This window comes from Massilia sp. METH4 (assembly GCF_037094685.1).
Classification (GTDB): Bacteria; Pseudomonadota; Gammaproteobacteria; order Burkholderiales; family Burkholderiaceae_D; genus Rugamonas.
In genome coordinates, this window is record NZ_CP146614.1 from 182077 (window position 1) to 207523 (window position 25447).

Consider the following 25447-nt stretch of genomic DNA (forward strand, 5'->3'; position numbering starts at 1 on the left):
GGGGTGCTGCCGGGGCCGTTGCTCTAAGCGGCCCCTCTTGGTGCTGGTATCAGTCGCCCTGATAGATCGACAGATTACCGGTGTAGTTGCCGAACTTGGTGTACATGCCCATCCAGGTCAGGCGAATGGCGCCGATGGGGCCATTACGTTGCTTGCCGATGATGATTTCGGCGGTGCCCTTGTCCGGCGAGTCGGGGTTGTAGACCTCGTCGCGGTAAAGGAAGATGATCACGTCCGCATCCTGTTCGATAGCGCCGGATTCGCGCAGGTCGGACATCACGGGACGTTTGTTGGGCCGCTGTTCCAGCGAGCGGTTCAGCTGCGACAGCGCGATGACCGGGCAGTGCAATTCCTTCGCCAGGCCCTTCAGCGAGCGCGAGATTTCCGAGATCTCGGCGGCGCGGTTGTCGCCCGGCTGCGAACCCTGCATCAGCTGCAGGTAGTCGACGATGATCAGCCCCAGCTTGCCACACTGGCGCGCCAGGCGGCGCGCGCGCGCGCGCATCTCGATGGGGTTCAGCGCCGGCGTCTCGTCGATGTAGAGCTGGGCTTCATTCATTTTCTGGATCGCGTGCGTGAGCCGCGGCCAGTCTTCGTCGTTCAGCTTGCCGGTACGCAGGCGATGCTGGTCGAGCTGGCCAACGGAGCCCAGCATACGCATCGCCAGCTGCGCGCCGCCCATCTCCATCGAGAACACGGCGACGGGCAAGCCTGCCTCGATCGCGACGTTCTCGCCGATGTTGACGGAAAACGCCGTCTTGCCCATCGACGGGCGGCCGGCCACGATGACCAGGTCGCCGGGCTGCAGGCCGGATGTCATCTTGTCCAGGTCGGCGAAACCGGTCGGTACGCCGGTGATCTCGCTGCCGCTGTCGCGGCTGTACAGCTCGTCGATGCGTTCGACCACCTGCGTCAGCAGCGGCTGCACGGCCAGCCAGCCCTGCGCGCCGCGCGCGCCCTGCTCGGCGATCGCGAAGATCTTCGACTCCGCCTCGTCGAGCATCTGCTTGACTTCCTTGCCCTGCGGGCTGAAGGCGTTGCCGGAGATTTCATCGGCCACCGTGATCAGCTTGCGCAGCACGCCGCGGTCGCGCACGATCTCGGCGTAACGGCGGATGTTCGCCGCCGACGGCGTGTTTTGCGCCATCGCGTTCAGGTATTGCAAACCGCCGACCTCATCGGCCTTGCCCAGCATCGAGAGCGCCTCGAACACGGTAATCACGTCCGCCGGTTTGCCGGAGTTGATCAGGCGGATCATCTGTTCGAAGATGATCCGGTGGTCGTAGCGATAGAAATCCTCCGCATGCATGAAGTCGGCGATGCGGTCCCAGGCGGCATTGTCGCGCAGCAGGCCGCCGATCACCGATTGCTCGGCTTCGATGGAGTGCGGCGGGATGCGGAGGGAATCGACTTGCGGGTCGGATGGGGAATTCATGGCGCGCATTATACCTGCATAAGCAGGCCAAAGTTCATAATGGTTGGCAAGATCGCTGCCCTGGCGGCAGCGTTGTCATCGCCTTGGGAAGGGCTTGTACCCGTCATTTATAACAGCCGGGCCGCCGCCTTGTCGCCCTCGTGGGGCATCGGCGCCGCGCGGCGTGGCGGCAATAAAAAAGCCGGGCGAACCCGGCTTCTTCATGTGTACGACAATCCTGACGCGGAAAGATTCCCGACAGGCTTAGGCGGCTTCGCCCACGACGGCGACGGTCACGTCGACCACCACGTCCGTGTGCAGCGACACCGACACCGGGTGCTCGCCGGTGGTCTTCAGCGGGCCGTTCGGCATGCGCACGGCAGCTTTTTCCACGGCGAAGCCGGCCTTGGTCAGGGCTTCGGCGATGTCGTAGTTGGTCACGGAACCGAACAGGCGGCCGTCGACGCCGGCCTTCTGCGACACGGTCACGGTCATGCCGTTCAGCTTTTCGCCCTGGCCCTGTGCAGCGGCCAGCTTTTCAGCTGCGGCCTTTTCCAGGTCGGCGCGCTTGGCTTCGAACTCGGCCACGGCGGCCGTGGTGGCACGGCGTGCCAGCTTTTGCGGGATCAGGAAGTTACGTGCGTAGCCGTCCTTGACCTTCACCACGTCGCCCAGGTTGCCGACGTTGATAACTTTTTCCAGCAGAATGATTTGCATAATGTTCTCCAGTTCTATCTGTACTGCTGCCGATTAGGCGTGGTGCAGATCGGTGTACGGCAGCAGGGCCAGGTAGCGTGCGCGCTTGATGGCGGTATCCACTTGGCGCTGGTAGTGCGCCTTGGTGCCGGTCAGGCGTGCCGGCATGATCTTGCCGTTTTCCTGGATGAAATCTTTCAGCGTGTCGACGTCCTTGTAGTCCACTTGCTCAACGCCGGCGGCGGTGAAGCGGCAGAACTTCTTACGCTTGAACAGCGGGTTTTGCTGTTTGCGCTTTTCTTTCAGCTTGGCTTTGTTTTTGTCGAACTTTTTACCGAATGCCATTTTAGGCTCCTGTATCTAAATGTTGTGTCGCCGGGGCGGCACGAAAATCAATGATGTGAAATACCAGGCTCTTGCTGTTGCGGCTGCGCCGGGCGAGGAACCCCGAGAATTCGTAGGTGCCTCCCAGCGGCGCCGCGCTGAACCGGCCGGAGATTTCTCCCGCGGCGACCGCGGCGATCTCGAACTCCGTCTGGCGCGCGATGCCTGCCTCGATCTGCTGCGAACTGTGCTGCAATACTGCATTCACGATCGGCAGCCCGGCGGGGGTATAGCGAATCACTTCCCGCTCGGCGATGAGGCCGGTGACCTTCAGCTCGTTCAGCAAGACTCCCCGGAATTAGGCTGCAGCTGCCGGAGCGGCCGCGGCTTCGGCGCGGTGGCTCTTGGCGGCGTCTTCACGCTGGACCGACTTCATCATCGGCGAAGGAGCGGTTTCCGCTTTCTTCATCTTGACGGTCAGGTGGCGCAGCACGGCATCATTGAATTTGAACGCGGTTTCCAGTTCGACCAGAGTGTCGTTGTCGCACTCGATGTTCATGCAGATGTAGTGTGCCTTGGCCAGCTTCTGGATCGAGTACGCCATTTGACGGCGGCCCCAATCTTCCACGCGGTGCACGTTACCGCCGCGCGAGGTCACGCTGGCCTTGTAACGTTCGATCATCGCGGGCACTTGCTCGCTTTGGTCCGGATGGACGATAAATACGATTTCGTAGTGACGCATGCAAACTCCCTTAAGGACTGTTGATAGCCCACCCCGGCGTCATGACGGGTGTGGGAAGAGGTAAGCCCGCAAGCATAGCAGGTTTTTAGGGGGATTACCAGCCGCCAAGCTGGCGCCAGACCCGGCTGCGAGCCATCTGCCGGTGCAGCCAGGCCCCAGTCATGCGCCCCCTCGGAAAGGGCGCTGCAGGAAATATTTCCAGAAAACCGGTGCCTGTCACGGGTTTTTCAGAATTTTTTCACAACTGAAGCACGTTTCCCCTTGCATTCCATTTGGTACTGTACAAAAATACAGGCTGTCTATATACACAGATATCGCATCATGATCAAGCTCACCGCAAGGCAGGAACAAATTCTCAACCTGATCAGGGATGCCATCGAGTCCACCGGCTTCCCGCCGACGCGCGCCGAGATTGCCGCCGAGTTGGGTTTCAAGTCGGCCAATGCGGCCGAGGAACACCTGAAGGCGCTCGCGCGCAAGGGCGCGATCGAGATCACCGCGGGCACCTCGCGCGGCATCCGGCTGCTGGGCGAGCGCGTCGCGCCGTCCGCCGGGGCCTCGTCGGGCCCGGCACCCGCGCTTTCCGACCAGCTTCCGCAAGTGCCGGCCGGCCTGCTGATGCAGCTGCCGCTGATCGGCCGCGTGGCCGCCGGTTCGCCGATCCTGGCACAGGAAAACCTGGAAAACAGCTACAGCGTCGACCCGGCCCTGTTTTCCGCGAAGCCCGATTTCCTGTTGAAGGTCCGCGGGGAATCGATGCGCGACGTGGGCATCATGGACGGCGACCTGCTGGCCGTGAAAAAGGTCGACAACGCCAAGAATGGCCAGATCGTGGTGGCGCGCATCGGCAACGAAGTGACGGTCAAGCGCTACCGCCGCACCGGTTCCACGATCGAACTGCTGCCGGAAAACCCGGACTTCAAGGTAATCACGGTCACGCCGGAAGACGAATTCGCGCTGGAAGGCCTGGCCGTCGGCCTGCTGCGCACCTGGCACTGATCAGCACCTGCTTTGGCACTGGTGAAGCGCTGAATCGGCACTGATCGTCACCGTTTCCCCTGCCGTGGCCGGCTTGCACTAGCCGGCCGAGCACGCGTTTCGCAAGTGCTGCGGCCACGCCGCGGCGCGCTTTCTTTGCACGTCATTCCGGCAGGTTCATTTCGGCAGGTTCATTTCGGCAGGTGCGTGCTGCGGCGCTCTTCCAGCTGCCGCATCGTCCTGCCGCCGGCTCTCGGCCAGCCGCCTATTTCGACGGCGGCCGCACCGCGACATTGCCGTTGGCCTGGTCCACGAACACGGCATAGCGGCCGAAGAAGTCGGCGCCCAGGATGCCGTCCGGCTGGAAGAAGTCGGGCAGCGGCATCAGGTAGGGCTGGATCGCCACGCCGCCCGGCAACGCCACCGTTACCGTCTGGCACGGCTTGTCGGGCCCGAACAGGTCGCATGGCGAGCGCTGGTCTTTCTGTCTTTCCACGGCCTGCGGCTTGACCAGAGAAATATTCGCTGCCGAATCGAACACCAGGCGGTAGCGCGCCCGCTCGTTCGCCAGCGCGACAACGATGCTTTCATGGACCCGCTCGTGCGGCAGCGCCTGCCAGCCGGGCCCCGGGTCGAGCGGCGCGCCGAAGCGCAGCGTGCGGCTCGACTGGTCGTAGACGAACGGCTGCCGCGCGAACAGGCCGAGGCCGACGACGGAATGCGGCGGCGGCCCGGCACCCTCGCCGATGCTCAAGCCCCACGGCTCGTGGGACACTCCCGTCACTTCGCCGAACGAGACGCCGTTCACGACGAGGTCGGGAATCACGAATTCCTCCTCCTCGCGCACCTTGCCGGCCAGGTCGGCGCTTTTCACTTTCCGGCCCGTCAGTTTCAGGTTGGGGATCTTGGCCATCACCTCCTGCGTCAGGTGCAGCGTGCGCGACGAGCCGATGTCGAACGTGAATGGATAAGTGGCGCCGCCGACCGTCAGCTGCACGACCGGAATGCCCTTCTCCAGCGCCAGCGGCACCGAGACTTCGGCGTGCGCCGCCACGGCGGCACACAGCGCCGCCGCGCCTAGCCAGCGGCGCCTCATGCGTCCAGCGCCAGGCGGAAATCGTCCACCAGGTCGGCCGTATCCTCGATGCCGACCGATACGCGGATCAGCGATTCGGCGATGCCCATCGACGCGCGGCGCTCCGTGCCCATTTCGTAGAAAATCGTGTGCGCGACCGGGATGACGAGCGTGCGGGTGTCGCCCAGGTTGGACGCCGGCACGGCGATCTTCAGGCGGTTCAGGTAATCGAAGCAGTCGATTCCTTCCTTCAATTCAAAGCTGAACAGCGAGCCATAGGCCTTGAACAGCTCGGTGGCGATACCGTGCTGCGGGTGCGACGGCAGGCCGGGATAGTGGACGGCGGCCACGCGCGGATCGGCTTCCAGCATCTCGGCCAGCGCCTTGGCATTGGCGCAGGTGCGCTCCATGCGCAGGGCCAGCGTTTCGGCGCCGACGGCGATGTGGTGCGCCGCCTCAGGCCCCAGCGAAGCGCCGAAGTCGCGCAAGCCCTTGGCGCGGACCTGCGTGATGCCCCACATGGCGGGCGCGGCCTTCTTGTAGTTCTCGAAGATGTTCGGATAGCGGTTCCAGTCATAGGCGCCGGTATCGGTGAGGCTGCCGCCCAGCGCATTGCCGTGGCCGGCGATCGACTTCGTCAGCGAGTTGATGACGAGCCCGGCACCGACCGCCTTCGGGCGGAACAGGTAGGGCGTGGTCATCGTGTTGTCGACGATGTACAGGATGCCTTTTTGCGCGCACAGCTCGCCGATGCGCTTCAGGTCGGCGATCTGCGTGCGCGGATTGGCGATCGTTTCGACGAACACGATGCGCGTGTTTTCCTTCAGCGCGGCTTCGACGTTGGCGACATCGGTCGCGTCGACGAAATCGACGCCGACGCCCTGCCCCGCCACCGTCTGCCACAGGGAGTTCGTGTTACCGAACAGGAACGAGGACGAGACCACATGATCGCCGGCGCGCAGCAGCGCCTGGAATACGGCGCCGATGGCGCCCATGCCGGTGGCGAAGCACAGCGTGGCCACGCCGCCCTCCATCTTGTTGACCTTCTCTTCCAGCGCGGACACCGTGGGATTGCCCTGGCGGCCATAACGGAAACCCGGCTCGCGGCCCTGGAACACGGAAGCGAGCTGGCGCGCATCCGTGTAGCCGAACGCGACAGACGTGTGCACGGGCTTGTGCAGCGACCCCTGCTCGATGGTCTTCTGGCGGTCGCCGTGCAGGATCGTGGTGGTGAAACCGTAGTTTTTCTTGTCGTTCATGTCGTGCGCAATGTGGTTTTAACAACGGGGACAGGCCCCAAGGGGACTGTCCCCGAATTTACATTTCGGTTGTATTACAACGGCAGGGACTGTCCCCGATTTGACATTCGGTGGTTCCGCAACAAAAAGGGCTCCGCGAGGAGCCCTGGGCTTATGCTTCGGTCGCGACCCGATTCAGGTTCAGCTGCGTGCGCGCGGCGTCCTCGACCACCTTGGTCTTCGGATTGTGGCGGGCGTGCTCGATGCGGTCCAGGTAATCGGGCGACACGTCGCCGGTGATGTAGTGGCCGTCGAAGCAGGAAGCCTCGAAGCTCGTCAGTGCCGGGTTGACGTCGGAGATCGCCTTCTTCAGGTCGTCCAGGTCCTGGTAGACCAGCGCGTCGGCCGTGATTTCCTTGCACACTTCCTCGACGGTCCGGCCGTGGGCAATCAGTTCGTCGCGGGTCGGCATGTCGATGCCGTACACGTTCGGGTACAGCACCGGCGGCGCGGCGGAGGCGAAGATGACCTTCTTGGCGCCGGAATCGCGCGCCATCTGCACGATCTCGCGGCTGGTGGTACCGCGCACGATGGAATCGTCGACCAGCAGCACGTTCTTGCCCTTGAACTCGTCGCCGATCGCGTTCAGCTTCTGGCGCACCGATTTCTTGCGCAGCGCCTGGCCGGGCATGATGAAGGTGCGGCCGATGTAGCGGTTCTTGATGAAGCCTTCGCGGTATTCCTTGCCCAGGCGCAGCGCCAGCTGGATGGCGGCGGGGCGCGAGGAATCGGGGATAGGCATCACGACATCGATATCGTCCGCCAGGCCTTCGCGCTTGATCTTCTCGGCCAGGTACTCGCCCATCTTCAGGCGCGTGTTGTAGACCGAGGCGCCGTCGATCACGGAGTCCGGCCGCGCCAGGTACACGTATTCGAACACGCAGGGATTGAGCGTCGGGTTATCGGCGCAGATGCGGCTGTGCAGCTGGTTGTCGGCATCGATGAACACGGCTTCGCCCGGCTTCACGTCGCGCTCGAAGCGGAAGCCGGCGCCTTCGAGCGCCACCGATTCCGAGGCCAGCATGTACTCGGTGCCTTGCTCCGTTTCATTGATGCCCAGGCACAGCGGGCGGATGCCGAACGGATCGCGGAAGCCCAGCAGGCCCACGCCGGCAATCTGCGCCACGGCCGCGTAGCCGCCGCGCACGCGGCGGTTCACCGCCGTGACCGCTTCGAACAGCGTGCCCGAATCGAGCACATAGCCAGTGGTGGCGCGCATGATTTCGTGGGCCAGCACATTCAGCAGTACTTCCGAATCCGAGTCGGTATTGATGTGGCGGCGATCGTTCTTGAACATCTCGTTCTTGAGCTGTTCCCAATTGGTGAGATTGCCGTTATGCGCCAGCGTGATGCCGAACGGCGCGTTGACGTAGAACGGCTGCGCTTCCTCTTCCGACGACGAACCGGCCGTCGGGTAGCGGCAGTGGCCGATGCCAGAATTGCCCATCAGCGAACGCATGTTCCGGGTGCGGAACACGTCACGCACGAGGCCGTTGGCCTTGTGCATCGTAAACATGCTGCTGTGGTTCGTTGCGATACCGGCCGCGTCCTGGCCGCGGTGTTGCAACAGCAGCAGCGCGTCATACAGCAGCTGGTTGACAGGTTGATGGGAAACGACGCCGACGATGCCACACATAAGCTGTGCTCCTAAAGGTGCTACAAGATTGGAAAACTCGATTGGAACTTAGTTGACTGATTCTAAAATTGCACGTGCTGCGCCACGGCAGCTGGCAGGAATGGTTTCACGGTGCGCACGCCCGTTTCCGCGATCGGGGAAAACAGCGCCTGGCGCCAGAAGTCCTGTTGCGGGATCGACGTCATCCCACACAATATGACGCCCGCCAGCACGATTACAAGCCCGCGCCCCAGGCCGAACAGGCCGCCCAGGCCACGGTCCGCCAGGCTCAGGCCGCCCGCCTCGACCAGGGCCGACACGGCCATGGAGAGCAAGCCCATCAGGATACGCACGCCGATGAACAGGGCCAGGAATGCGACGATCAGCCGGATGGTCGCGCCAGGAATCGCGTCCGGCAGCATGTCGGCGAGCGCGGGGCCGTAGGCGTTGGCCACCACGAAGGCCACGATCCAGCCCAGCAGCGAGAGCATCTCCCGCACCAAGCCGCGCAAGGTGCTGACGATGATGGAAGTGATCAGCACGAACAACACCACGTAATCGAAAATCGTCACAGCGGTCTATCACGGTAAAGACAGGATAACGGGCAATATCGGGATGCGTCAGGCGGGGCTCAGGCTGCCGGACAGGCCGATCTTCTGTAGCTTGGCCTTGGCCTTTTCCGCTTCTTCGCGGCTGCTGAACGGGCCCACTTTCACGCGGGTCAACTCGCCCGATGGCGACTTCTGCGTGAACGACTTGATGCCGGCGTCGCGCAGCTTGCCCTGCAATTCCTCGACCTTGTCCTTGGCGGCCAGCGCGGCCACCTGGATCACGTAGCGCCCTGAGTCGGCGGGCGCCGGGGCTGGCTTGCCCTCCAGCAGCGCCAATGCGCGGGCGGCGTCATCCGTCTTCGGCTTCGCTTCGGGCTTGGCTTCCGGCTTCTTCGGTTCAGGCTTGGCTTCGGCCACCTTCTTCGGCTCGGGCTTGGGTTCCGGCTTGGGTTCGGGCTTCTGTTCGGGCTTGGTCTCGTGCTTCGGTTCCGGCTTGTGCTCGGCCAGCTTCGGTGCCCCGGCCTTCGGTTCGGCCTTCTGCGCCACGGCCTGCGGCGGCTCGGCCCGGCGCGGCGGCGGCGTCACCACCGGCGTATTGTCTTCCGGCTCGACGATTTCCTCGCTCTGGTCGAGCGCCTCGGCCTGGGCCGTCTTCGCCTCGACGGCCGGGTCCACTGCCGGCTCCGGCTCGACCGTGGGCTTCGCGGCCTGCGGCTTTTCCTTGGAAGGAATCTGGATCGCGATATCGTTGGCCAGCGGCTTCGGCTCCGAGTCCAGCACCATCGGCAAGCCGATCGCCACGGCGAGCGCCAGCGCGATGGCGCCTACCAGGCGGCGGCGCGCGCGCTTCTTCTCGGGCAGTACGGGATCGGCCGCATCCTTGCGGCCGCGGCCACGGGTTGCGCCCGGGACCGCCCCGGCCTCGTTCGAGGAGGCGCGCTTGGAACGGGCCCGCTCCGTCATCGCGCGGTCATCCGCGGCGCGGTAATAGCCGCTGTCTTCGGGGGACTGCTGCTTGTTTTTGCCGAATTTCGAGAACAAGCCCATGTATCAATCAGTGAAGGGAGGATTTTCGGGCGGCCATGACGCCAGCCACCGTCAGGAACGAGCCAAAGACCACAATTCTATCATTCTCCCCCGCCCGGCTCATTGCATTTGCAAAAGCTTGTGCCGGGGTATCGAATATATTGACGGTCTTTTCATGCATGTCCGGCACGGTTGCCTGCACCTTGGCGGCCAGTTCCGACGCGGACGCGGCGCGCGGCGACGGCAGCGTGGTCACGCACCAGTGGTCGATCGAGCCGCCGATGGCCTTGATCACGCCATCGATATCCTTGTCGTGCATGGACCCGAACACCGCGAACGTGTACGGGTGGAAGCCCATATTGCCCAGGTTCTGGTGCAGCGCCGAGGCTGCGTGCGGATTGTGCGCCACGTCCAGGATCACGGTCGGGCGGCCCGGCAGCACCTGGAAGCGCCCCGGCAGCTCGACGGTGACGAGGCCGTGCCGCACTTCCTGGGCGCCCACCGGCAGCTCATGCTTGAGCACTTCGAGCACGGCCAGTGCGGCCGAGGCGTTGAGCAACTGGTTCGCGCCGCGCAGGCTCGGATAGGCCAGCGAATTGCGGCGCATCGAACGGCCGCCGTAGTTCCACTGCTGCTTGTCGCCGGAGTAGTTGAAGTCGCGGCCCATCAGCCACAGGTCCGCACCAATCGCAGCCGCATGATCGATGAGCGCCTGCGGCGGCACCGGGTCGCTGCAGATGGCCGCCTTGCCCGGCCGGAAAATGCCGGCCTTCTCGAAGCCAATCTGCTCGCGCGTGCCGCCCAGGTAGTCGACGTGGTCGATGTCGACGGAGGTGACGATCGCCACGTCGGCATCGACAACGTTGACGGCATCCAGCCGGCCGCCCAGGCCTACCTCGAGGATCGCCACATCCAGGTTCGCGCGGCTCATCAGGTGCAGGATCGCCAGCGTGGTGAACTCGAAATACGTCAGCGGCGTATCGCCGCGCACCGCCTCGACGGCATCGAAGGCCTCGACCAGCATCGCGTCGGTGGCCAGGTCGCCATTGACGCGGGCGCGCTCATTGAAGTCGAGGAAGTGCGGCTTGATGTACAGCCCGACGCGGTAGCCGGCGCGCAACAGGATCGACTCCAGCATCGCGCAGGTGGAGCCCTTGCCATTGGTGCCCGCCACCATGATCACCGGGCAGGAAAATTGCAGTTGCAGGCGTTCCTTGACGGCGCGCACGCGGTCGAGGCCCATGTTGATGACGGTTTCGGCATGGCGCGATTCGAGCAGCGCGAGCCATTCTGGCAGGGTGGTCGGGGTGGGCATTGGGTCGGGAGAAAAACGGCAAAAACCAGGAAAGGCGCCATTCTAGCGCACCATGAAGAACGGGGCCGGGTCCTCGCGGACCCGGCCCCGTTCGGGCTTGTATCAGCATGCGTTTCAGGCATGCGTTTCAGGCATGCACCATGGCCTTGTCAGGCCGGCACGGTCAGGCGATGACTTCGGCAGCCTGGTTCTGCAGCAAGGCCAGCAGGCGCGCGATTTCCTCGCGCATCTTGCGGCGGTCGACGATCATGTCGATGGCGCCCTTGGTCAGCAGGAATTCGCTGCGCTGGAAGCCTTCCGGCAGCTTTTCGCGCACCGTGTTCTCGATCACGCGCGGGCCGGCGAAGCCGATCAGCGCCTTCGGCTCGGCCATCACCACGTCGCCCATGAAGGCGAACGAGGCGGACACGCCGCCCATGGTCGGGTCGGTCAGCACGCTGATGAACGGCAGCTTCTTCTCGGACAGCTTGGTCAGCATCGAGGTGGTCTTGGCCATCTGCATCAGCGACAGCAAGCCTTCCTGCATGCGCGCACCGCCGGTAGCCGTGATGCAGATGAACGGCACCTTCTGTTCCAGGGCGACCTGGGCCGCGCGGGCGAAGCGCTCGCCGACGACGGAACCCATCGAGCCGCCCATGAATTCGAACTCGAAACATGCCACGACAACCGGCAGGCTCATGATGGAACCGCCCAGGCACACGAGCGCATCGGTCTCGCCCGTGGCTTCCATGGCTTGCTTCAGGCGATCCGGGTATTTCTTGCTGTCCTTGAACTTCAGCGAATCGACGGGCAGCGTTTCCTGGCCGATTTCATAGCGGCCGCCGGCGTCCAGCAGCGCGTCGAGGCGCTCACGGGCGCGGATGCGCATGTGGTGGTCGCACTTCGGGCAAACGTGCAGGTTCGACTCGAGGTCCGTACGGTACAGGACGGCCTCGCAGGAGGGGCACTTGACCCACAGGCCTTCCGGCATCGTCTTGCGAGCGGCAGCTTCCGAGCGCTGGATGCGGGGGGGAAGCAGTTTTTCCAACCAGCTCATATTTTCTCCTGTTGCTCTAACTTAGGGGCGAAGTGTAGCCGTTTATGCCAGCCGTGTCGAACATTCAAAATTGGCAATTTTTAGCACGCACGTGAGATTTCATGCGGTCCGCAGGGCTCTAATGGCTGAGCTTGTGTCTCACGGTGCCAGGCACCGAGGGACACGAGCTCAGCCTTGTCCGTGGTCATCTGAAGCCCGCCCGATCGCGATGGACAGAGCACAAGCCGCCGTCTGGCGGCGCGCCTAGCCGAATACGAATGGCTGAGGCTGTGTCCCTTGGTGCCTGGCCACGGGACACGAGCCCGGCTTTAGCGCTTACTCGTCCAGCGCTCGCCGGATGCCGGCGACGAAGGCCTGCACGGCGGCCGGTGCCTGCTCGGGCTCGGACGCTTCGATTTCCTGGATGATGCGGCTGCCGATCACGACCGCGTCGGCCACGCCGGCAAGGACCTTGGCGGTCGCGGCGTCGCGGATGCCGAAGCCCACGCCGATCGGCAGGCTCACATGCCGGCGAATGGCGGCGATCCGTTCGGCCACCTGGGCGGTGTCGATGTGGCCGGCGCCGGTCACGCCCTTCAGCGACACGTAATACGAGAAGCCGCTACCGACCTTGGCCACCTGCGCCACGCGCTCCTCGGTCGAGGTGGGCGCGAGCAGGAAGATCAGGTCGAGGCCGGCGGCACGCATCCTGGCGGCGAATTCCTCGCACTCCTCGGGCGGGTAGTCGACGACGATCGCGCCGTCGGCGCCCACCTCGCGCGATTGCTCGACAAAGGCATCGACCCCGATGCGCTCGATCGGATTGGCATAGCCCATCAGCACCACGGGCGTGTGCTGGTTGGTCTTGCGGAACTCGCGCACGTACTCGAACACGTGGCGGATGCCGATCCCGTGCACCAGCGCGCGCTCGCAGGCGCGCTGGATGACGGGGCCCTCGGCCATCGGGTCGGAAAACGGCACGCCGAGTTCCAGCACATCGGCACCGCCCGCCACCAGGGCGTGCAGCAGCGGCACCGTCAGCGCGGGCGACGGGTCGCCGGCGGTAATGAAGGTCACGAGACCGGTCTTGTTGTGCGCTTTCAGCGCGGCGAAAGTCTGGGCGATACGGGACATGTTGTTCTCGGCAAATGTTTCTCGGAACCGGGGTCTGACCCAGGTTCCAGGCAATGTTTCTCGGAACCGGGGTCTGACCCCGGTATCAGGCAATGCTTCCTCGAAATGGGGTCGGAAGGAGCACGGGCCTGCAGGCCCATATCGTTCCGCAGGCGCGCAGCCATGCTCCGCGAATTCCCTGCTTCACCCCGGCTTCAGGCAACGATTACCCGAACTTCAACCCCATGCGCTCGGCAACGGTATGCATGTCCTTGTCACCCCGCCCGGACAGGTTCGCCAGCACGATCTTGTCCTTCGGCAGCGTGGCGGCCAGCTTGGCCGCGTAGGCCAGTGCGTGCGACGATTCCAGCGCGGGGATGATGCCTTCGATGTGGCAGCAGTCGTGGAAAGCCTGCAGCGCTTCCTCGTCGGTGATCGACACGTACTGGGCGCGGCCGGAATCCTTCAGCCACGCGTGTTCGGGGCCCACGCCCGGATAGTCGAGGCCGGCCGAGACCGAGTGGGTTTCGATGATCTGGCCATCGTCGCTCTGCAGCAGGTAGGTGCGGTTGCCGTGCAGGACGCCCGGGTAGCCCTTCGTCAGCGAGGCGGCGTGCTTGGCGGTGTCCAGACCCTCGCCCGCCGCTTCCACGCCGATCAGCTGCGTGTCCTTCTGGTCGATGTATGGATAGAAGATACCCATCGCGTTCGAGCCGCCGCCGATGCAGGCCAGTACGTAGTCGGGCTGGCGGCCCGCCATTTCCGGCATCTGCACGAGGCATTCCTCGCCGATCACGGACTGGAAGTCGCGCACCAGCATCGGATACGGGTGCGGGCCGGCGACGGTGCCGATGATGTAGAACGTGTTCTCGATATTCGTGACCCAGTCGCGCATCGCCTCGTTCAGCGCATCCTTCAGCGTCTTCGAGCCGGATTCGACGGGCACGACGGTGGCGCCCAGCAGCTTCATGCGGTAGACGTTCTGGGCCTGGCGTTTCACGTCCTCGGCGCCCATGTAGACCACGCATTCCAGGCCGAAGCGGGCGCAGATCGTGGCCGTGGCCACGCCGTGCTGGCCGGCGCCCGTTTCGGCGATGATGCGCGGCTTGCCCATGCGCTTGGCCAGCAGCGCCTGGCCGATCACGTTGTTGATCTTGTGCGCGCCCGTGTGGTTCAGGTCTTCGCGCTTGAAGTAGATCTGCGCGCCGCCGGCGATCTCGGACCAGCGCTTGGCGTGGTAGATCGGCGACGGGCGGCCGACGAAGTGCTTCAGCTCGTAGCGGAATTCGTCGAGGAATTCGGGGTCCTTGCTGTAGCGGGCATAGGCCTCGTTCAGCTCGGCCAGCGCATAGGTGAGCGTTTCGGCGACGAAGGAACCGCCGTAGGGGCCGAAGTGGCCGGTGGCGTCGGGCAGTTGATAGTCGGTGGCGTGGAACAGCGCCTTCGAATTTGCGGAAGTCATGTTGGCGTTCTCTCGGTTACTGGGAACGCCGTTGCTGCATGAAGCTTATGCGACGTTCCCGGGGGTGGCATCGCCGGCCCTCACCGCGGCAATGAATTGCGCGATCAGGCCGGCATCCTTGATGCCCTTCGCGGACTCGACGCCGGAACTGACGTCAACCGCGTAGGGGCGAACCTGCGCCACCGCGCCAGTCGCATTTTGCACGCTCAAGCCACCACTCAAAACGGCCCGATGCGCGAGTTCTTTTGGAATGAGAGACCAATCGAAAACCTTTCCTGCGCCGCCATAGGCATCGACGAACGTGTCGAGCAGCACTCCAGTGAAAAGAGGCGAGGAGGCGCGGCATTGAGCGTCATATTCTAGCAGCTCGGTCCCGGTCGTGGACGGTTTTACGCGGAACACCCGCACGTAGGGCCGCTGCGCGGCAGCGGCGGCCCGGGCGCATTGTTCGGCCGTCTCGTCGCCGTGGAACTGCAGCAGGCCGACCGGCGCCACGCGCACGATCCCGGCCACCTCTTCCGGCGCATGGTTGACGAACAGCCCGACCGCCGTCACGAACGGCGGCAGGGTCGCGATCAGCTCGGCCGCGCGCTGCGGCGTCACGTAGCGCGGGCTCTTCGGGTAGAACACGAAGCCGATCGCGTCGGCACCGGCCGCCACGGCGGCGGCTACGTCCTCTTCGCGGGTCAGGCCGCAGATCTTGATGCGGGTACGCTGCATGATGGTTCCTTCAGAAGGCGGGGAGGATGCGCGGCGTTTCCTGCGGCAGGCCCCACTTCGCATCGTATTCGATCTGCGCCAGGTACAGTCCGTCCGGCATGAACGTGGGCGCGGCCAGCGTGCGGTTGCGCCCTTCCAGCAGTTCACCGAGCCAATCGGTGTTCTCGCGCCCCTGCCCCACGTAGACCAGCGAACCGACCAGGTTGCGCACCATGTGGTGGAGAAAGGCGCTGGCGCGCAGCGTGAACAGGATCATGTCGCCGTGCCGCTCGATGCCGATCTCGTACATGTCCTTGACCGGCGTCTTCGCCTGGCAGCCGGCGGCGCGGAACGCGGAAAAGTCGTGCCGGCCCAGCAGCGGGCGGACCGCCTCGCGCATGCGTTCCACGTCCAGCGGCCGGTGCGTGAAGCCGGCGCGGCCGGCCAGCAGCGGCGCGCGCACCGGATGGTTGTACAGCAGGTAGTGGTAGGTGCGGGAGCGCGCCGAGAAGCGTGCATGGAAATCCTGCTCGGGCTGGAATTCGGCGTCGCCGAACTGCACCACGTCATGCAGTTCCTTGGCCCAGCGAACGCCGATCGAATCGGGCAGGAAGGCGTTGATGCCGCGCACCCAGGCATGCGGCTCGCGCCGCAGGTCGGTATCGAAGTGGACGACCTGGCCCAAGGCGTGCACGCCCGCGTCGGTGCGGCCGGCGCAGGTGGTGCCGATGCGCACGCAGGCGAAGCGCTCGATCGCCTCCTCCAGCTTGTCCTGCACGGTCTGGCCGTGGGGCTGGACCTGGTATCCCTGCCAGTCGGCGCCGTTGTACTGGACGCCCAATGCGATGCGTTTCAATGCCTGCCCGAGTGTGTTGAAAGAGCGGGCATTATACGCGCATGCATGGGCCCATGAGCCGGCGGGGCCGGGGATGGCCGCGTCAGCCCAGTTGCGCCAGCATCTGGTTGGCGCGCGCCACCTGTTCCGCGGTACCGCCGCGCAGCACTTCGTCCAGCAGTTCGCGGGCCCCTTCCTTGTCGCCGATCTCCTGGTAGGCGACGGCCAGATCGAGCTTGGTGTCCATTTCCATCTGCAGCGGCGTCAACGCGGCAGGGGCAGGTGCCGCCTCGCCTTGCGGTGCGGCGGTTTCATCCAGGTCCAGGTCGATGCCGGACAGGTCGAATTCCGGCGGCGGCGGCGCGGCAGCCGGCGCCGGCGGCACGTCGGCCACGTTGAAGTCGGGGTCGTCCGGCGCCGGCGCCGGGTTCGCGGCAGGCGGCGTCGTACCGGCGACGTCGAAGTCCATCAGGTCCAGCTTGGCCAACGGGTCGGTACCGGGCGCCGCCGCCGGGGCCGGCGCGGCTTTCGCGTCGGCCGTCAGGTCGAGGTCGAAGTCGGAGTCGGCCGGCGCGGAGGCCGGCCGGGCCGGTTCGGGCGGGAAGTCGAAGCCGAAGTCGAGCGGGTCGGCCGGCGCCTCGGCCTTCGCGGCCGGTGGCTCGCCAGCCTCGGCAGCCGGCTCGGTGCCCAGGCCGCCCAGGTCGAAGTCGAGGTAGTGCTCGGCATCTTCCACCTTCGGCTGCGCCGGCGTCGTGGGCGGCTGCGCGAAGTCCGGCTGCGCGGTGGCGTCGCTGACATCGAAGTCGGCCAGGCCGTCTTGCCGGTTCGGCGCCGGGGTATCGGCGAAATCGAAGTCGAGCGCATTGACGGCCGCCTCGGGCGCCGGTTCGCTGGAAAGGTCGAGATCGAGGCCCTCGTGCGCCGGCTCGGCGGCACGGGCGCGCGCAGCATCGTCCAGCACCGACGCGAAATCTCCGTGCGCCGGGGCCGGCGGGGCAAGGTCGGCGGACGCGGCCGCGTCGGCGGCCAGTGCGGCAGCGCCGGCCGCCGCGGCAGTGGCGGCCAGCGGGCCGGCGCCACCCGGCGCGGCATACAGCGCGTTGCCCGGATCGATCGAGCGGCCCAGCGCGGCCGCCTGCGCCCATTCATCGCCCTGCCCCCTGGTCAGCGCGAGCAACTCGTTGGCCTGTACTTCGAACGCGCGCAGGTCCTTCCGGTTGGCGTAGATCTCCATCAGCTTCAGGCGCGCCGCGTGGCGTTCGGGATGCGTGCGCAGCGCTTCCTTCAGGATTTCCTCGGCCTGCGCATCGCGGCCGTAGGCGATATACACGTCGGCCTCGGCCACCGGATCGACCTCGTTCATGTCCAGCTGGCTGGCCGACGGGGCGAAGTTCGAATTGAACACGCTGTGGCTCGTATCCACGCTCTGGCCGCCCGGCTCGGCGAACAGCGAGGGCGATTCCTGCTCGACCGGCGCGGCCGGCGGCGCCGGCTCGCGCGGCACGACGGTGGTCGCTTTCCCCGCCTTGCGGCGCCGCGCCAGGATCAGCGCCGTGCCGCCGAGGATCGCGGCGAGCGCGATGCCGAGCGCCTGCATATTGTCCTTCAGCGCATCCATGACGCCCGGCTCCATGCGCTCCGGAGCAATCACGGGCGGTGGCGCGGCCGGCTTGGCCGGCGCCGGGGCCGGGGCTGCCACGCTTGGCGCCATCGGCTGGGGTGCGGCCGCGACCGCGTCGCCCCGCCCATCCATTTCCGGCACGGTGGCGCTGTTCTGCGCGTCCGCGCCCGTCTGGCTCTTCACCGCCATCAGCTTCTCGAGGTCGCTGACGTTCTTTTCCAGTTCCTTGACGCGCGCGGCGGCATCGGCCACCTGCTGGTCCTTGGCGATCTTGTCTTCCGTGCCGCCTGCCTTGCCGGACGTTTCGCCGGCCTTCGACAGCTTCAACTTGTCCTGCGCCTCGGTCACGGCACTGGGGCGCTCCTCGACCTTGGCGGTGATCTTGCCGCCAGCGCTCTGCTGCGCCTCCGGCGCCTGCGCCGGCGTGGCGGCCTCGACCTGGGCGGCAAGCCGGTTGCGGTAGGCATTGAAGTCCGCCGCATGCGCGACCACGACGCGGCGCGCCTCGGAGCGGTCGGTGGCACGCACCGTGTCGGCGTCGGGCACGGACAGGATCTTGCCGGACCGCAGCCGGTTCATGTTCTTGCCGATGAATGCCTCGGGGTTGGCGCGGTACAGCGCCACCAGCATCATGTCCAGCGACACATCCGCCGGCTTGATCTCGCTGGCGATGCCCGACAGCGTATCGCCGCGCTTGACGCGGACATCGTCGGTTTGGGCGGTCTCCGCGGGGCGTGCCGGAGCCTGCGCGGGCGGTGCCGCCGGCGCCTGCGCCGCGCCGCGGTTGACCTCCGTCGGCGCCGCGACCTGCGGCGCTTGCGCATTGCGCATCTCGGCCGGATCGAGCAGGAAGGTGTATTCACGCACCAGGCGCCCGTTGGCCCAGGTCAGCTCCAGCAGCATGTCGACGAAGGGTTCGTTGACCGGCTGGGCGGACGTCACGCGGATGAAGCGGCGCCCGTCGCGCTGTTCGATGTCGAACCGCAGGTTCTTCAGCGCCGGATTGAATTCGATGTTCGCGGCCTTGAACGCTTCGGGCGGCGCCAGCTTCACGGCCAGGCCGTTGGCCTCCTCGGGCGTCACGGCCGTCAGCTCGATCTCGGCGCGCAACGGCTGCCCCAGGGCGGACAGTACGGTGAGCTTGCCGAGGCCGGCTGCATGCGCCGGCGGAAGAATGGCTGCGCCGATGACGGCGCTGGCCAGTGCAGACAACGCGAATGAAGCGACCCTGGAGCGTTTTTGTACGGGCATATTATGTGGTGTTAAGTTGGCAACGGGCATCCGGATGCTCTCCCGGACATCCCAACATAACATCATGCCCGTGAGCATGCAAGCGACGCTCCGCTGTGGGACGCGAGGGTCGCGGAACCGGAACGGCACGGCGGCTTGCACCCGCCAGCCCATCGGCGGCAACGGTAGCGGATCGGAAGCTGTGTTCGCAATGCAACGAGTTGCCACCTGCATGCCTCGCGGGCAAAAAAAGGCGCTGTTCGCCAATGCTATGGGAACTTCCTCCGCGCAACGCTGTCTGACCTCCTGTTGAGCTACTTCATGCATATCAGGAGGCCGAAATGGGGACTGCGGATTTCCAGTTTTTGTTCAAGGCACTGGTCCAGCTACAGCTGGGGCCGGACGAAATCGCAGCTTTGCGTGAATACCTGGCCACGGTCACGCATCCTGGACAATGCCTTGCCCTGATCGAGGCGGCAGCGGGAAGACCGCCATGCCCGCACTGCGCCTGCGCCCATTGCCACCGCAGCGGCAAGGCCAACGGCCTGCAACGCTATCGGTGCACGGGATGCGGCAGCACTTATAACGCGCTGACCGCCACGCCCCTGGCCCACCTCAAGCGGCGCGACAAATGGCTGGCGTACCTGCAATGCCTGATCGAATCGACGACGGTGCGCACGGCGGCCAAACGCGTGGCGGTGGCGAAGTCGACCAGTTTTCGATGGCGGCACCGGTTCATTGCCGCCGTCCGGCGGGAGCGGCGCGCCGAGTTGTCAACGGTCGTGGAGGCCGACGAAACCTATCACCTGGAATCGCAGAAGGGATCGCGCCACTTGGATCGCCCGGCCCGCAAGCGCGGCGGCAAGGCGACCCGGCGCGGCATCAGCCGCGAGCTCGACTGTATCCTCGTCGCCCGCGACCGCAACAAGCTCACGTACGACTTCGTGACCGGGCGCGGACCGGTCAGCGCGGGGCAACTGGCCAAGCACCTGCTGCCCGTATTGGCGCAAGACGTCATTCTCATCAGCGATGGCGCCAATGCCTACCAGGCGTTCGCGCGGCAGGCCGGCATCACGCACGAATCGGTCAACGTGCAGCGCGGCGAGAGGGTTCGAGAGGCCATCCACATTCAAAATGTTAACGGATGGCATGGGCGCTTCAAGACGTGGCTGCGCCGGTTCAACGGTGTGGCCAGCCGCTACCTGGCCAATTACACCGGCTGGCAACGCGTGCTGGACGCTGCCGCGCTCACCACGCCGTCGCACTGGCTGCGCGTCGGGGTGGCGCCGGGCAAGCAAGGCTCAGGCCGCTACTGACAGCGACCGGATTCAGAAGTTCCGTGATTAGGGGAAAGCCTAGCGTCCGCGAACAGCGCCCAAAAAAAACCGGCCCACTGGGAGCCGGTCTTCATGTCTGCCGGGGCCCCGGCAGGGCAATTACTTGTCCAGCACGATGCGCAGCATGCGGCGCAGCGGTTCGGCGGCACCCCACAGCAGCTGGTCGCCGACGGTGAACGCGGAAATGTATTCCGGGCCCATCGACAGCTTGCGCACACGGCCAACCGGGATCGTCAGGCTGCCCGTGACGGCGGCCGGGGTCAGGTCGCGCACCGACGCTTCGCGCGTGTTCGGCACGAACTTCACCCACTGGTTGTCGCCCGCGATGATGTCGTTGATCTCGTCCAGCGGCACGTCCTTCTTCAGCTTGATGGTCAGCGCCTGCGAATGGCAGCGCATCGCGCCGATGCGCACGCACAGGCCGTCGACCGAGATCGCCTTGGAACCGAAGCCTTCGCCGCGGCCGAGGATCTTGTTGGTCTCGGCGCCGCCCTTCCACTCTTCCTTCGACTGGCCGTTGTTCAGGTCCTTGTCGATCCACGGGATCAGGTTGCCGGCCAGCGGCACGCCGAACTGCTTGGTCTCTTCCGCCGACAGGCCGTGCTGGGTCGCCAGCACCTGGCGGTCGATTTCCAGGATCGCCGAAGCCGGGTTGTCCAGCAGCGATTTCACGGAAGCGTTGATGGTGCCGAACTGCGTCAGCAGTTCGCGCATGTGCTGCGCACCGCCGCCCGACGCGGCCTGGTACGTCATCGACGTCATCCACTCCACCAGGTCCTGCTTGAACAGGCCGCCCAGGCCCATCAGCATGCACGACACGGTGCAGTTACCGCCGATGAAGTTCTTCACGCCCTTCGTCATCGCATCCTTGATGACGTTCAGGTTGACCGGGTCCAGCACGATCACGGCTTCCTTGTCCATGCGCAGCGTGGAAGCCGCGTCGATCCAGTAGCCGTTCCAGCCTGCCGCGCGCAGCTTCGGGAATACCTCGCTCGTGTAGTCGCCGCCCTGGCAGGAGATAATGATCTCGCAGCGCTTCAGTTCGTCGATATTCGTCGCATCCTTCAGCGTGGTTTCGTTCTTCGCCATCGCCGGGGCCTTGCCGCCCGTGTTCGAAGTGGAGAAGAACACCGGCTCGATGTGCTCGAAGTCGCCCTCTTCCTGCATGCGCTGCATCAGCACGGAACCGACCATGCCGCGCCAGCCTACCAGACCTACTAGTTTCATTTGATTACCCTCGGATGTTTTGGATGTTTTCGTTGAACGCGCAGCCCGCGCGTTCGGTGCACATTATTTCGCCAGCGCCTTCACGACGGCGTCGCCCATCTGCTCGGTGCCCACCCTGGTGGTGCCTTCCTCGTGGATGTCCGGCGTGCGCAGGCCCTGCGCCAGCACGGCCTTCACGGCGTTCTCGATGCGGTCGGCCTGTTCGGCGCGGCCCAGCGAGAAGCGCAGCATCATCGCGCTTGAGAGGATCGTGGCCAGCGGATTGGCGACGCCCTTGCCGGCGATGTCCGGCGCCGAGCCGTGCGACGGTTCGTACAGGCCCTTGTTGTTCGCGTCCAGCGAGGCCGACGGCAGCATGCCGATCGAACCGGTCAGCATGGCCGCCGCGTCGGACAGGATGTCGCCGAACATGTTGCCGGTGACGATCACGTCGAACTTCTTTGGGGCACGGACCAGCTGCATAGCGGCGTTGTCGACGTACATGTGGTCCAGCGCGACATCCGGGTATTCCTTGTGCACGTCGGTCACGATGTCCTTCCAGAACTGGAAGGTCTCCAGGACGTTCGCCTTGTCGACGCTGGTCAGGCGCTTGCCGCGCTTTTGCGCGGCCTGGAAGGCCACGTGGGCGATGCGGCGGATCTCGCCTTCGGCGTAGCGCATCGTGTCGAAGCCTTCGCGCTGGCCCTTGAAGGGGCCGTCCGGGCATTCGCGCACGCCGCGCGGCTGGCCGAAGTAGATGTCGCCGGTCAGTTCGCGGATGATCAGGATATCCAGGCCCGACACCACTTCGGGTTTCAGCGTGGAGGCGCCGGCCAGTTCCGGGTACAGGATCGCCGGACGCAGGTTGGCGAACAGGCCCAGGTTCTTGCGCAGGCCGAGGATCGCCTGTTCCGGGCGCAGCGGACGGTCGAGCGTGTCGTACTTCCAGTCGCCGACGGCGCCGAACAGCACGGCGTCGGCCGCCTTCGCCAGCGCCAGCGTGGCTTCCGGCAGCGGGTGGCCGGCAGCCTCGTAGCCTGCGCCGCCGACGGGTGCGGTCTCCAGTTCGAACTTCTCGTCCAGTGCGTTCAGCACCTTGACGGCCTGGGTGACGATCTCGGGGCCGATGCCGTCGCCCGGCAGGATTGCGATTTTCATGGTTGTTTTCAGATCGAGTTGGCCAGCCAGGGCTGGCTTGCCAGATGACGTTCTTCGAAGGCACGGATGCTGTCGGCGTGGCGCAGCGTCAGGCCGATGTCGTCGAGGCCGTTCATCAGGCAGTATTTACGGAAGGCGTCGACCTGGAAGGGGTAGGAGATCTTGCCGTCCTGGGAGCGGATGACTTGCTGCTCAAGGTCGACCACCAGCCGGTAACCGGGGAAGGCCTTGACTTCGTCGAACAGATGATCGATCTGTGCTTCGGTGAGCACGACGGGCAGCAGGCCGTTCTTGAAGCAGTTGTTGAAGAAGATGTCGGCGAAACTCGGCGCCAGGATCGCGCGGAAGCCGTATTGTTCCAGCGCCCACGGGGCGTGCTCGCGCGAGGAGCCGCAGCCGAAGTTCTTGCGCGTGAGGAGGATCGAGGCGCCCTGGTAGCGGGGCTGGTTCAGCACGAAGTCCGGGTTGACCGGACGCTTCGAATTGTCCATGCCGGGCTCGCCGTGATCCAGGTAGCGCCACTCGTCGAACAGGTTGGGGCCGAAGCCGGTGCGGCGGATCGATTTCAGGAACTGCTTCGGGATAATCGCGTCGGTATCGACGTTCGAGCGGTCGAGCGGGGCCACGAGGCCCTCGTAGATCGTAAATTTTTCCATGCTGCTCTTTCGGTGGGGCGCGGCACCTGGCCGCGCCGCGATGTTATTTTCTGCCGGCGCCTTCGACGGCCTGGCCGACTTTCTGGACGTCCTTGCCGAAGCCGGCGACCGTGTTGCAGCCGGTGAGGACGATGGTGGCGATGGCGATGGCGAACAGGGTTTTCATGATATTCGGGACTTCTTGTGAAAGTGTTTTCTGCATTTACGCAAAAACCCACGGCGAAGGCCGGGGCCGGACCGGCGGGGCGTAGCAGGGGTTTCGTGAAGCCTGCTTCGCGCCTGCGCAGCGGTGACCGCTTATAAGCGGTCACTCCTTTCCGACCGCAGGGTTTGCTTCGTGGTTCGATTGCGGGCCATTGGCCCGCAGCCGAACCGGGTCTTGGTTCAGCGGATCGCGCGAACGTCGACGAAGTGGCCGGCGATACCGGCCGCGGCGGCCATGGCCGGCGACACCAGGTGCGTACGGCCACCCTGGCCCTGGCGGCCTTCGAAGTTGCGGTTCGACGTGGAGGCGCAGCGCTCGCCCGGCTCCAGCCGGTCGGCGTTCATTGCCAGGCACATCGAGCAGCCCGGTTCGCGCCACTCGAAGCCGGCGGCCTTGAAGATCGCGTCCAGCCCTTCGCGCTCGGCCTGTTCCTTGACGAGGCCCGAACCCGGCACCACCATCGCCAGCTTCACGTTCGAGGCACGCTGCTTGCCGCGCACGACGGCGGCGGCGGCGCGCAAGTCCTCGATGCGCGAATTGGTGCAGGACCCGATGAACACCTTGTCGATGCGAATATCCTCGATCGCCGTATTGGGCTTGAGGTGCATGTAGACGAGCGCCTTTTCCATCGCCTCGCGCTTGACCGTGTCCTTTTCCTGGTCCGGATCGGGCACGCGGCCGTCGACCGGCACGACCATCTCGGGCGACGTGCCCCAGGTGACCTGCGGCTTGATCTCGGCGGCATCGAGGGTGACGACCATGTCGAACTTCGCGCCCGGGTCGCTGTGCAGCGTGCGCCAGTATTCGACGGCGCGGTCCCAGTGCGGGCCCGCCGGCGAGAACGGGCGGCCTTTCACGTACTCGATCGTGGTGTCGTCCACCGCGACCATGCCTGCGCGCGCGCCGGCCTCGATCGCCATGTTACAGACCGTCATGCGGCCTTCCATCGACAGCGCGCGGATCGCCGAGCCGGCGAACTCGATTGCGTAACCCGTGCCGCCGGCGGTGCCGATTTTGCCGATGATGGCCAGCACGATGTCCTTCGCCGTCACGCCGGGCGGCAGCTCGCCGTCGACCTGCACCAGCATGGCCTTCGATTTCTTCGCCAGCAGCGTCTGCGTGGCCAGCACGTGCTCCACTTCGGAAGTGCCGATGCCGTGCGCCAGCGCGCCGAACGCGCCGTGGGTGGACGTGTGCGAGTCGCCGCACACCACCGTCATGCCCGGCAAGGTGGCGCCCTGCTCCGGCCCGATCACGTGGACGATGCCCTGGCGCTTGTCGTTCATGTTGAAGTACGTGACGCCGTACTCCTTGGTGTTGTGGTCCAGCGTTTCGACCTGCAGGCGGGACACCGGGTCCTCGATGCCGTGCGAACGGTCGGTGGTGGGCACATTGTGGTCGGCCACGGCCAGGTTGGCGGACAGGCGCCACGGCTTGCGGCCGGCGGTACGCAGGCCATCGAAGGCTTGCGGGCTGGTGACTTCGTGCACGAGGTGGCGGTCGATATACAGGATGGCGGTACCGTCTTCCTCGGTACGCACCACATGCGACTCCCAGAGTTTGTCGTAAAGCGTCTTCATAGTGCTGCTTGCTGCCTGTGTGTAGAAAGTTCCATTTTGATTATGCCACAGTTTGTGCGCTGCAAAACAAGCCGACTTTCCGCCTTTTGGGCCGCTGCCTCTTGCATTTCCCTGCTGCGCGCCTAGGGCGCCGGTGTTGCAATTTAATGCCTGAAAAATGGGGACAGACCCCATTTTTCAGGCAACATTTCCAGAAAGACCATGCTCTTGCCTGCCGAGCAGCCGATAGCCGCGATCGAACCGCCCGCGCATCTCTGGCCAATGTTGCTGAGAAAATGGGGTACGTCCCCATTTTT

Annotated in this window: 24 protein-coding genes; 2 read left to right on the plus strand and 22 right to left on the minus strand. The window is 65.2% G+C overall.

All coding sequences use genetic code 11. The features are described 5' to 3' along the window. Positions 1–49: 49 nt before the first annotated feature. From V6Z91_RS00880 to rpsF, 5 genes are all read right to left on the minus strand, one after another. Entirely contained in the window at positions 50–1435 is a 1386-nt protein-coding gene (locus V6Z91_RS00880; RefSeq protein ID WP_338765368.1) for a replicative DNA helicase, read from the minus strand. A gap of 243 nt (positions 1436–1678) precedes the next feature. Next, positions 1679–2131: a 50S ribosomal protein L9 gene (gene rplI / locus V6Z91_RS00885; RefSeq protein ID WP_338765371.1), complete on the minus strand. Its 453-nt coding sequence runs from the start codon at positions 2129–2131 to the stop codon at positions 1679–1681. A 33-nt stretch (positions 2132–2164) separates the two neighbouring features. Next, entirely contained in the window at positions 2165–2455 is a 291-nt protein-coding gene (gene rpsR, locus V6Z91_RS00890) for a 30S ribosomal protein S18 (RefSeq protein WP_107143310.1), read from the minus strand. Position 2456: 1 nt separating this feature from the next. Continuing rightward, positions 2457–2777 carry a primosomal replication protein N gene (gene priB / locus V6Z91_RS00895; RefSeq protein WP_338772136.1) on the minus strand — a complete coding sequence of 107 codons (321 nt, stop codon included), beginning with the start codon at positions 2775–2777 and terminating at the stop codon, positions 2457–2459. Positions 2778–2792: 15 nt separating this feature from the next. Next, entirely contained in the window at positions 2793–3176 is a 384-nt protein-coding gene (gene rpsF / locus V6Z91_RS00900; RefSeq protein ID WP_338765392.1) for a 30S ribosomal protein S6, read from the minus strand. Between the two features lie 321 nt (positions 3177–3497). Here rpsF and lexA point away from each other — a divergent pair, with 321 nt between their 5' ends. Next, the gene (gene lexA, locus V6Z91_RS00905) at positions 3498–4175 is read left to right on the plus strand and encodes a transcriptional repressor LexA (protein WP_338765395.1); all 678 of its coding nucleotides are present in this window, start codon (positions 3498–3500) and stop codon (positions 4173–4175) included. Positions 4176–4419: 244 nt separating this feature from the next. Here lexA and V6Z91_RS00910 read toward each other — a convergent pair whose 3' ends face one another. From V6Z91_RS00910 to V6Z91_RS00965, 12 genes are all read right to left on the minus strand, one after another. Then, positions 4420–5250, minus strand: coding sequence for a hypothetical protein (locus tag V6Z91_RS00910; protein ID WP_338765398.1), 831 nt, complete (start codon positions 5248–5250; stop codon positions 4420–4422). Continuing rightward, positions 5247–6488, minus strand: a complete 1242-nt coding sequence (locus V6Z91_RS00915) for a cystathionine gamma-synthase family protein (protein WP_338765401.1) — start codon at positions 6486–6488, stop codon at positions 5247–5249. The genes V6Z91_RS00910 and V6Z91_RS00915 overlap by 4 nt, the downstream gene beginning before the upstream one ends. Positions 6489–6639: 151 nt before the next feature. Further along, positions 6640–8163: an amidophosphoribosyltransferase gene (purF, locus tag V6Z91_RS00920; protein ID WP_338765404.1), complete on the minus strand. Its 1524-nt coding sequence runs from the start codon at positions 8161–8163 to the stop codon at positions 6640–6642. A gap of 62 nt (positions 8164–8225) precedes the next feature. Beyond that, a complete protein-coding gene (locus V6Z91_RS00925) occupies positions 8226–8714 on the minus strand; it encodes a CvpA family protein (protein ID WP_338765406.1) in 489 nt (162 codons plus the stop codon). Between the two features lie 48 nt (positions 8715–8762). Further along, entirely contained in the window at positions 8763–9740 is a 978-nt protein-coding gene (locus tag V6Z91_RS00930; RefSeq protein ID WP_338765407.1) for an SPOR domain-containing protein, read from the minus strand. A gap of 7 nt (positions 9741–9747) precedes the next feature. Continuing rightward, positions 9748–11034 (minus strand): bifunctional tetrahydrofolate synthase/dihydrofolate synthase, encoded by a 1287-nt coding sequence (gene folC, locus V6Z91_RS00935; protein WP_338765410.1) that lies wholly within the window; start codon positions 11032–11034, stop codon positions 9748–9750. Positions 11035–11197: 163 nt separating this feature from the next. Continuing rightward, positions 11198–12070, minus strand: a complete 873-nt coding sequence (gene accD / locus V6Z91_RS00940) for an acetyl-CoA carboxylase, carboxyltransferase subunit beta (protein ID WP_338765413.1) — start codon at positions 12068–12070, stop codon at positions 11198–11200. A gap of 315 nt (positions 12071–12385) precedes the next feature. Then, positions 12386–13183, minus strand: coding sequence for a tryptophan synthase subunit alpha (gene trpA / locus V6Z91_RS00945; protein ID WP_338765415.1), 798 nt, complete (start codon positions 13181–13183; stop codon positions 12386–12388). A gap of 205 nt (positions 13184–13388) precedes the next feature. Continuing rightward, entirely contained in the window at positions 13389–14624 is a 1236-nt protein-coding gene (gene trpB, locus V6Z91_RS00950; RefSeq protein ID WP_338765418.1) for a tryptophan synthase subunit beta, read from the minus strand. Between the two features lie 45 nt (positions 14625–14669). After that, positions 14670–15344 (minus strand): phosphoribosylanthranilate isomerase, encoded by a 675-nt coding sequence (locus V6Z91_RS00955; protein WP_338765421.1) that lies wholly within the window; start codon positions 15342–15344, stop codon positions 14670–14672. Between the two features lie 10 nt (positions 15345–15354). After that, positions 15355–16179 (minus strand): tRNA pseudouridine(38-40) synthase TruA, encoded by an 825-nt coding sequence (truA, locus tag V6Z91_RS00960; protein ID WP_338765424.1) that lies wholly within the window; start codon positions 16177–16179, stop codon positions 15355–15357. Positions 16180–16261: 82 nt separating this feature from the next. Beyond that, positions 16262–19030, minus strand: coding sequence for a FimV/HubP family polar landmark protein (locus tag V6Z91_RS00965; protein ID WP_338765426.1), 2769 nt, complete (start codon positions 19028–19030; stop codon positions 16262–16264). Between the two features lie 320 nt (positions 19031–19350). Here V6Z91_RS00965 and V6Z91_RS00970 point away from each other — a divergent pair, with 320 nt between their 5' ends. Beyond that, on the plus strand, positions 19351–20325 hold the full coding sequence (locus V6Z91_RS00970) for an IS1595 family transposase (RefSeq protein WP_338765428.1): 975 nt from the start codon (positions 19351–19353) through the stop codon (positions 20323–20325). A 120-nt stretch (positions 20326–20445) separates the two neighbouring features. On the opposite strand, the gene asd is transcribed toward V6Z91_RS00970, so the two are convergent. From asd to leuC, 5 genes are all read right to left on the minus strand, one after another. Further along, positions 20446–21573, minus strand: a complete 1128-nt coding sequence (gene asd, locus V6Z91_RS00975; RefSeq protein ID WP_338765431.1) for an aspartate-semialdehyde dehydrogenase — start codon at positions 21571–21573, stop codon at positions 20446–20448. Between the two features lie 63 nt (positions 21574–21636). Then, positions 21637–22710, minus strand: a complete 1074-nt coding sequence (gene leuB, locus V6Z91_RS00980; RefSeq protein WP_338765434.1) for a 3-isopropylmalate dehydrogenase — start codon at positions 22708–22710, stop codon at positions 21637–21639. 8 nt (positions 22711–22718) lie between these two features. After that, positions 22719–23366 (minus strand): 3-isopropylmalate dehydratase small subunit, encoded by a 648-nt coding sequence (gene leuD, locus V6Z91_RS00985; protein WP_338765437.1) that lies wholly within the window; start codon positions 23364–23366, stop codon positions 22719–22721. A gap of 43 nt (positions 23367–23409) precedes the next feature. Further along, positions 23410–23532, minus strand: coding sequence for an entericidin A/B family lipoprotein (locus V6Z91_RS00990; protein WP_155710630.1), 123 nt, complete (start codon positions 23530–23532; stop codon positions 23410–23412). Between the two features lie 218 nt (positions 23533–23750). Further along, on the minus strand, positions 23751–25151 hold the full coding sequence (gene leuC / locus V6Z91_RS00995; protein WP_338765445.1) for a 3-isopropylmalate dehydratase large subunit: 1401 nt from the start codon (positions 25149–25151) through the stop codon (positions 23751–23753). Positions 25152–25447 lie beyond the last annotated feature (296 nt).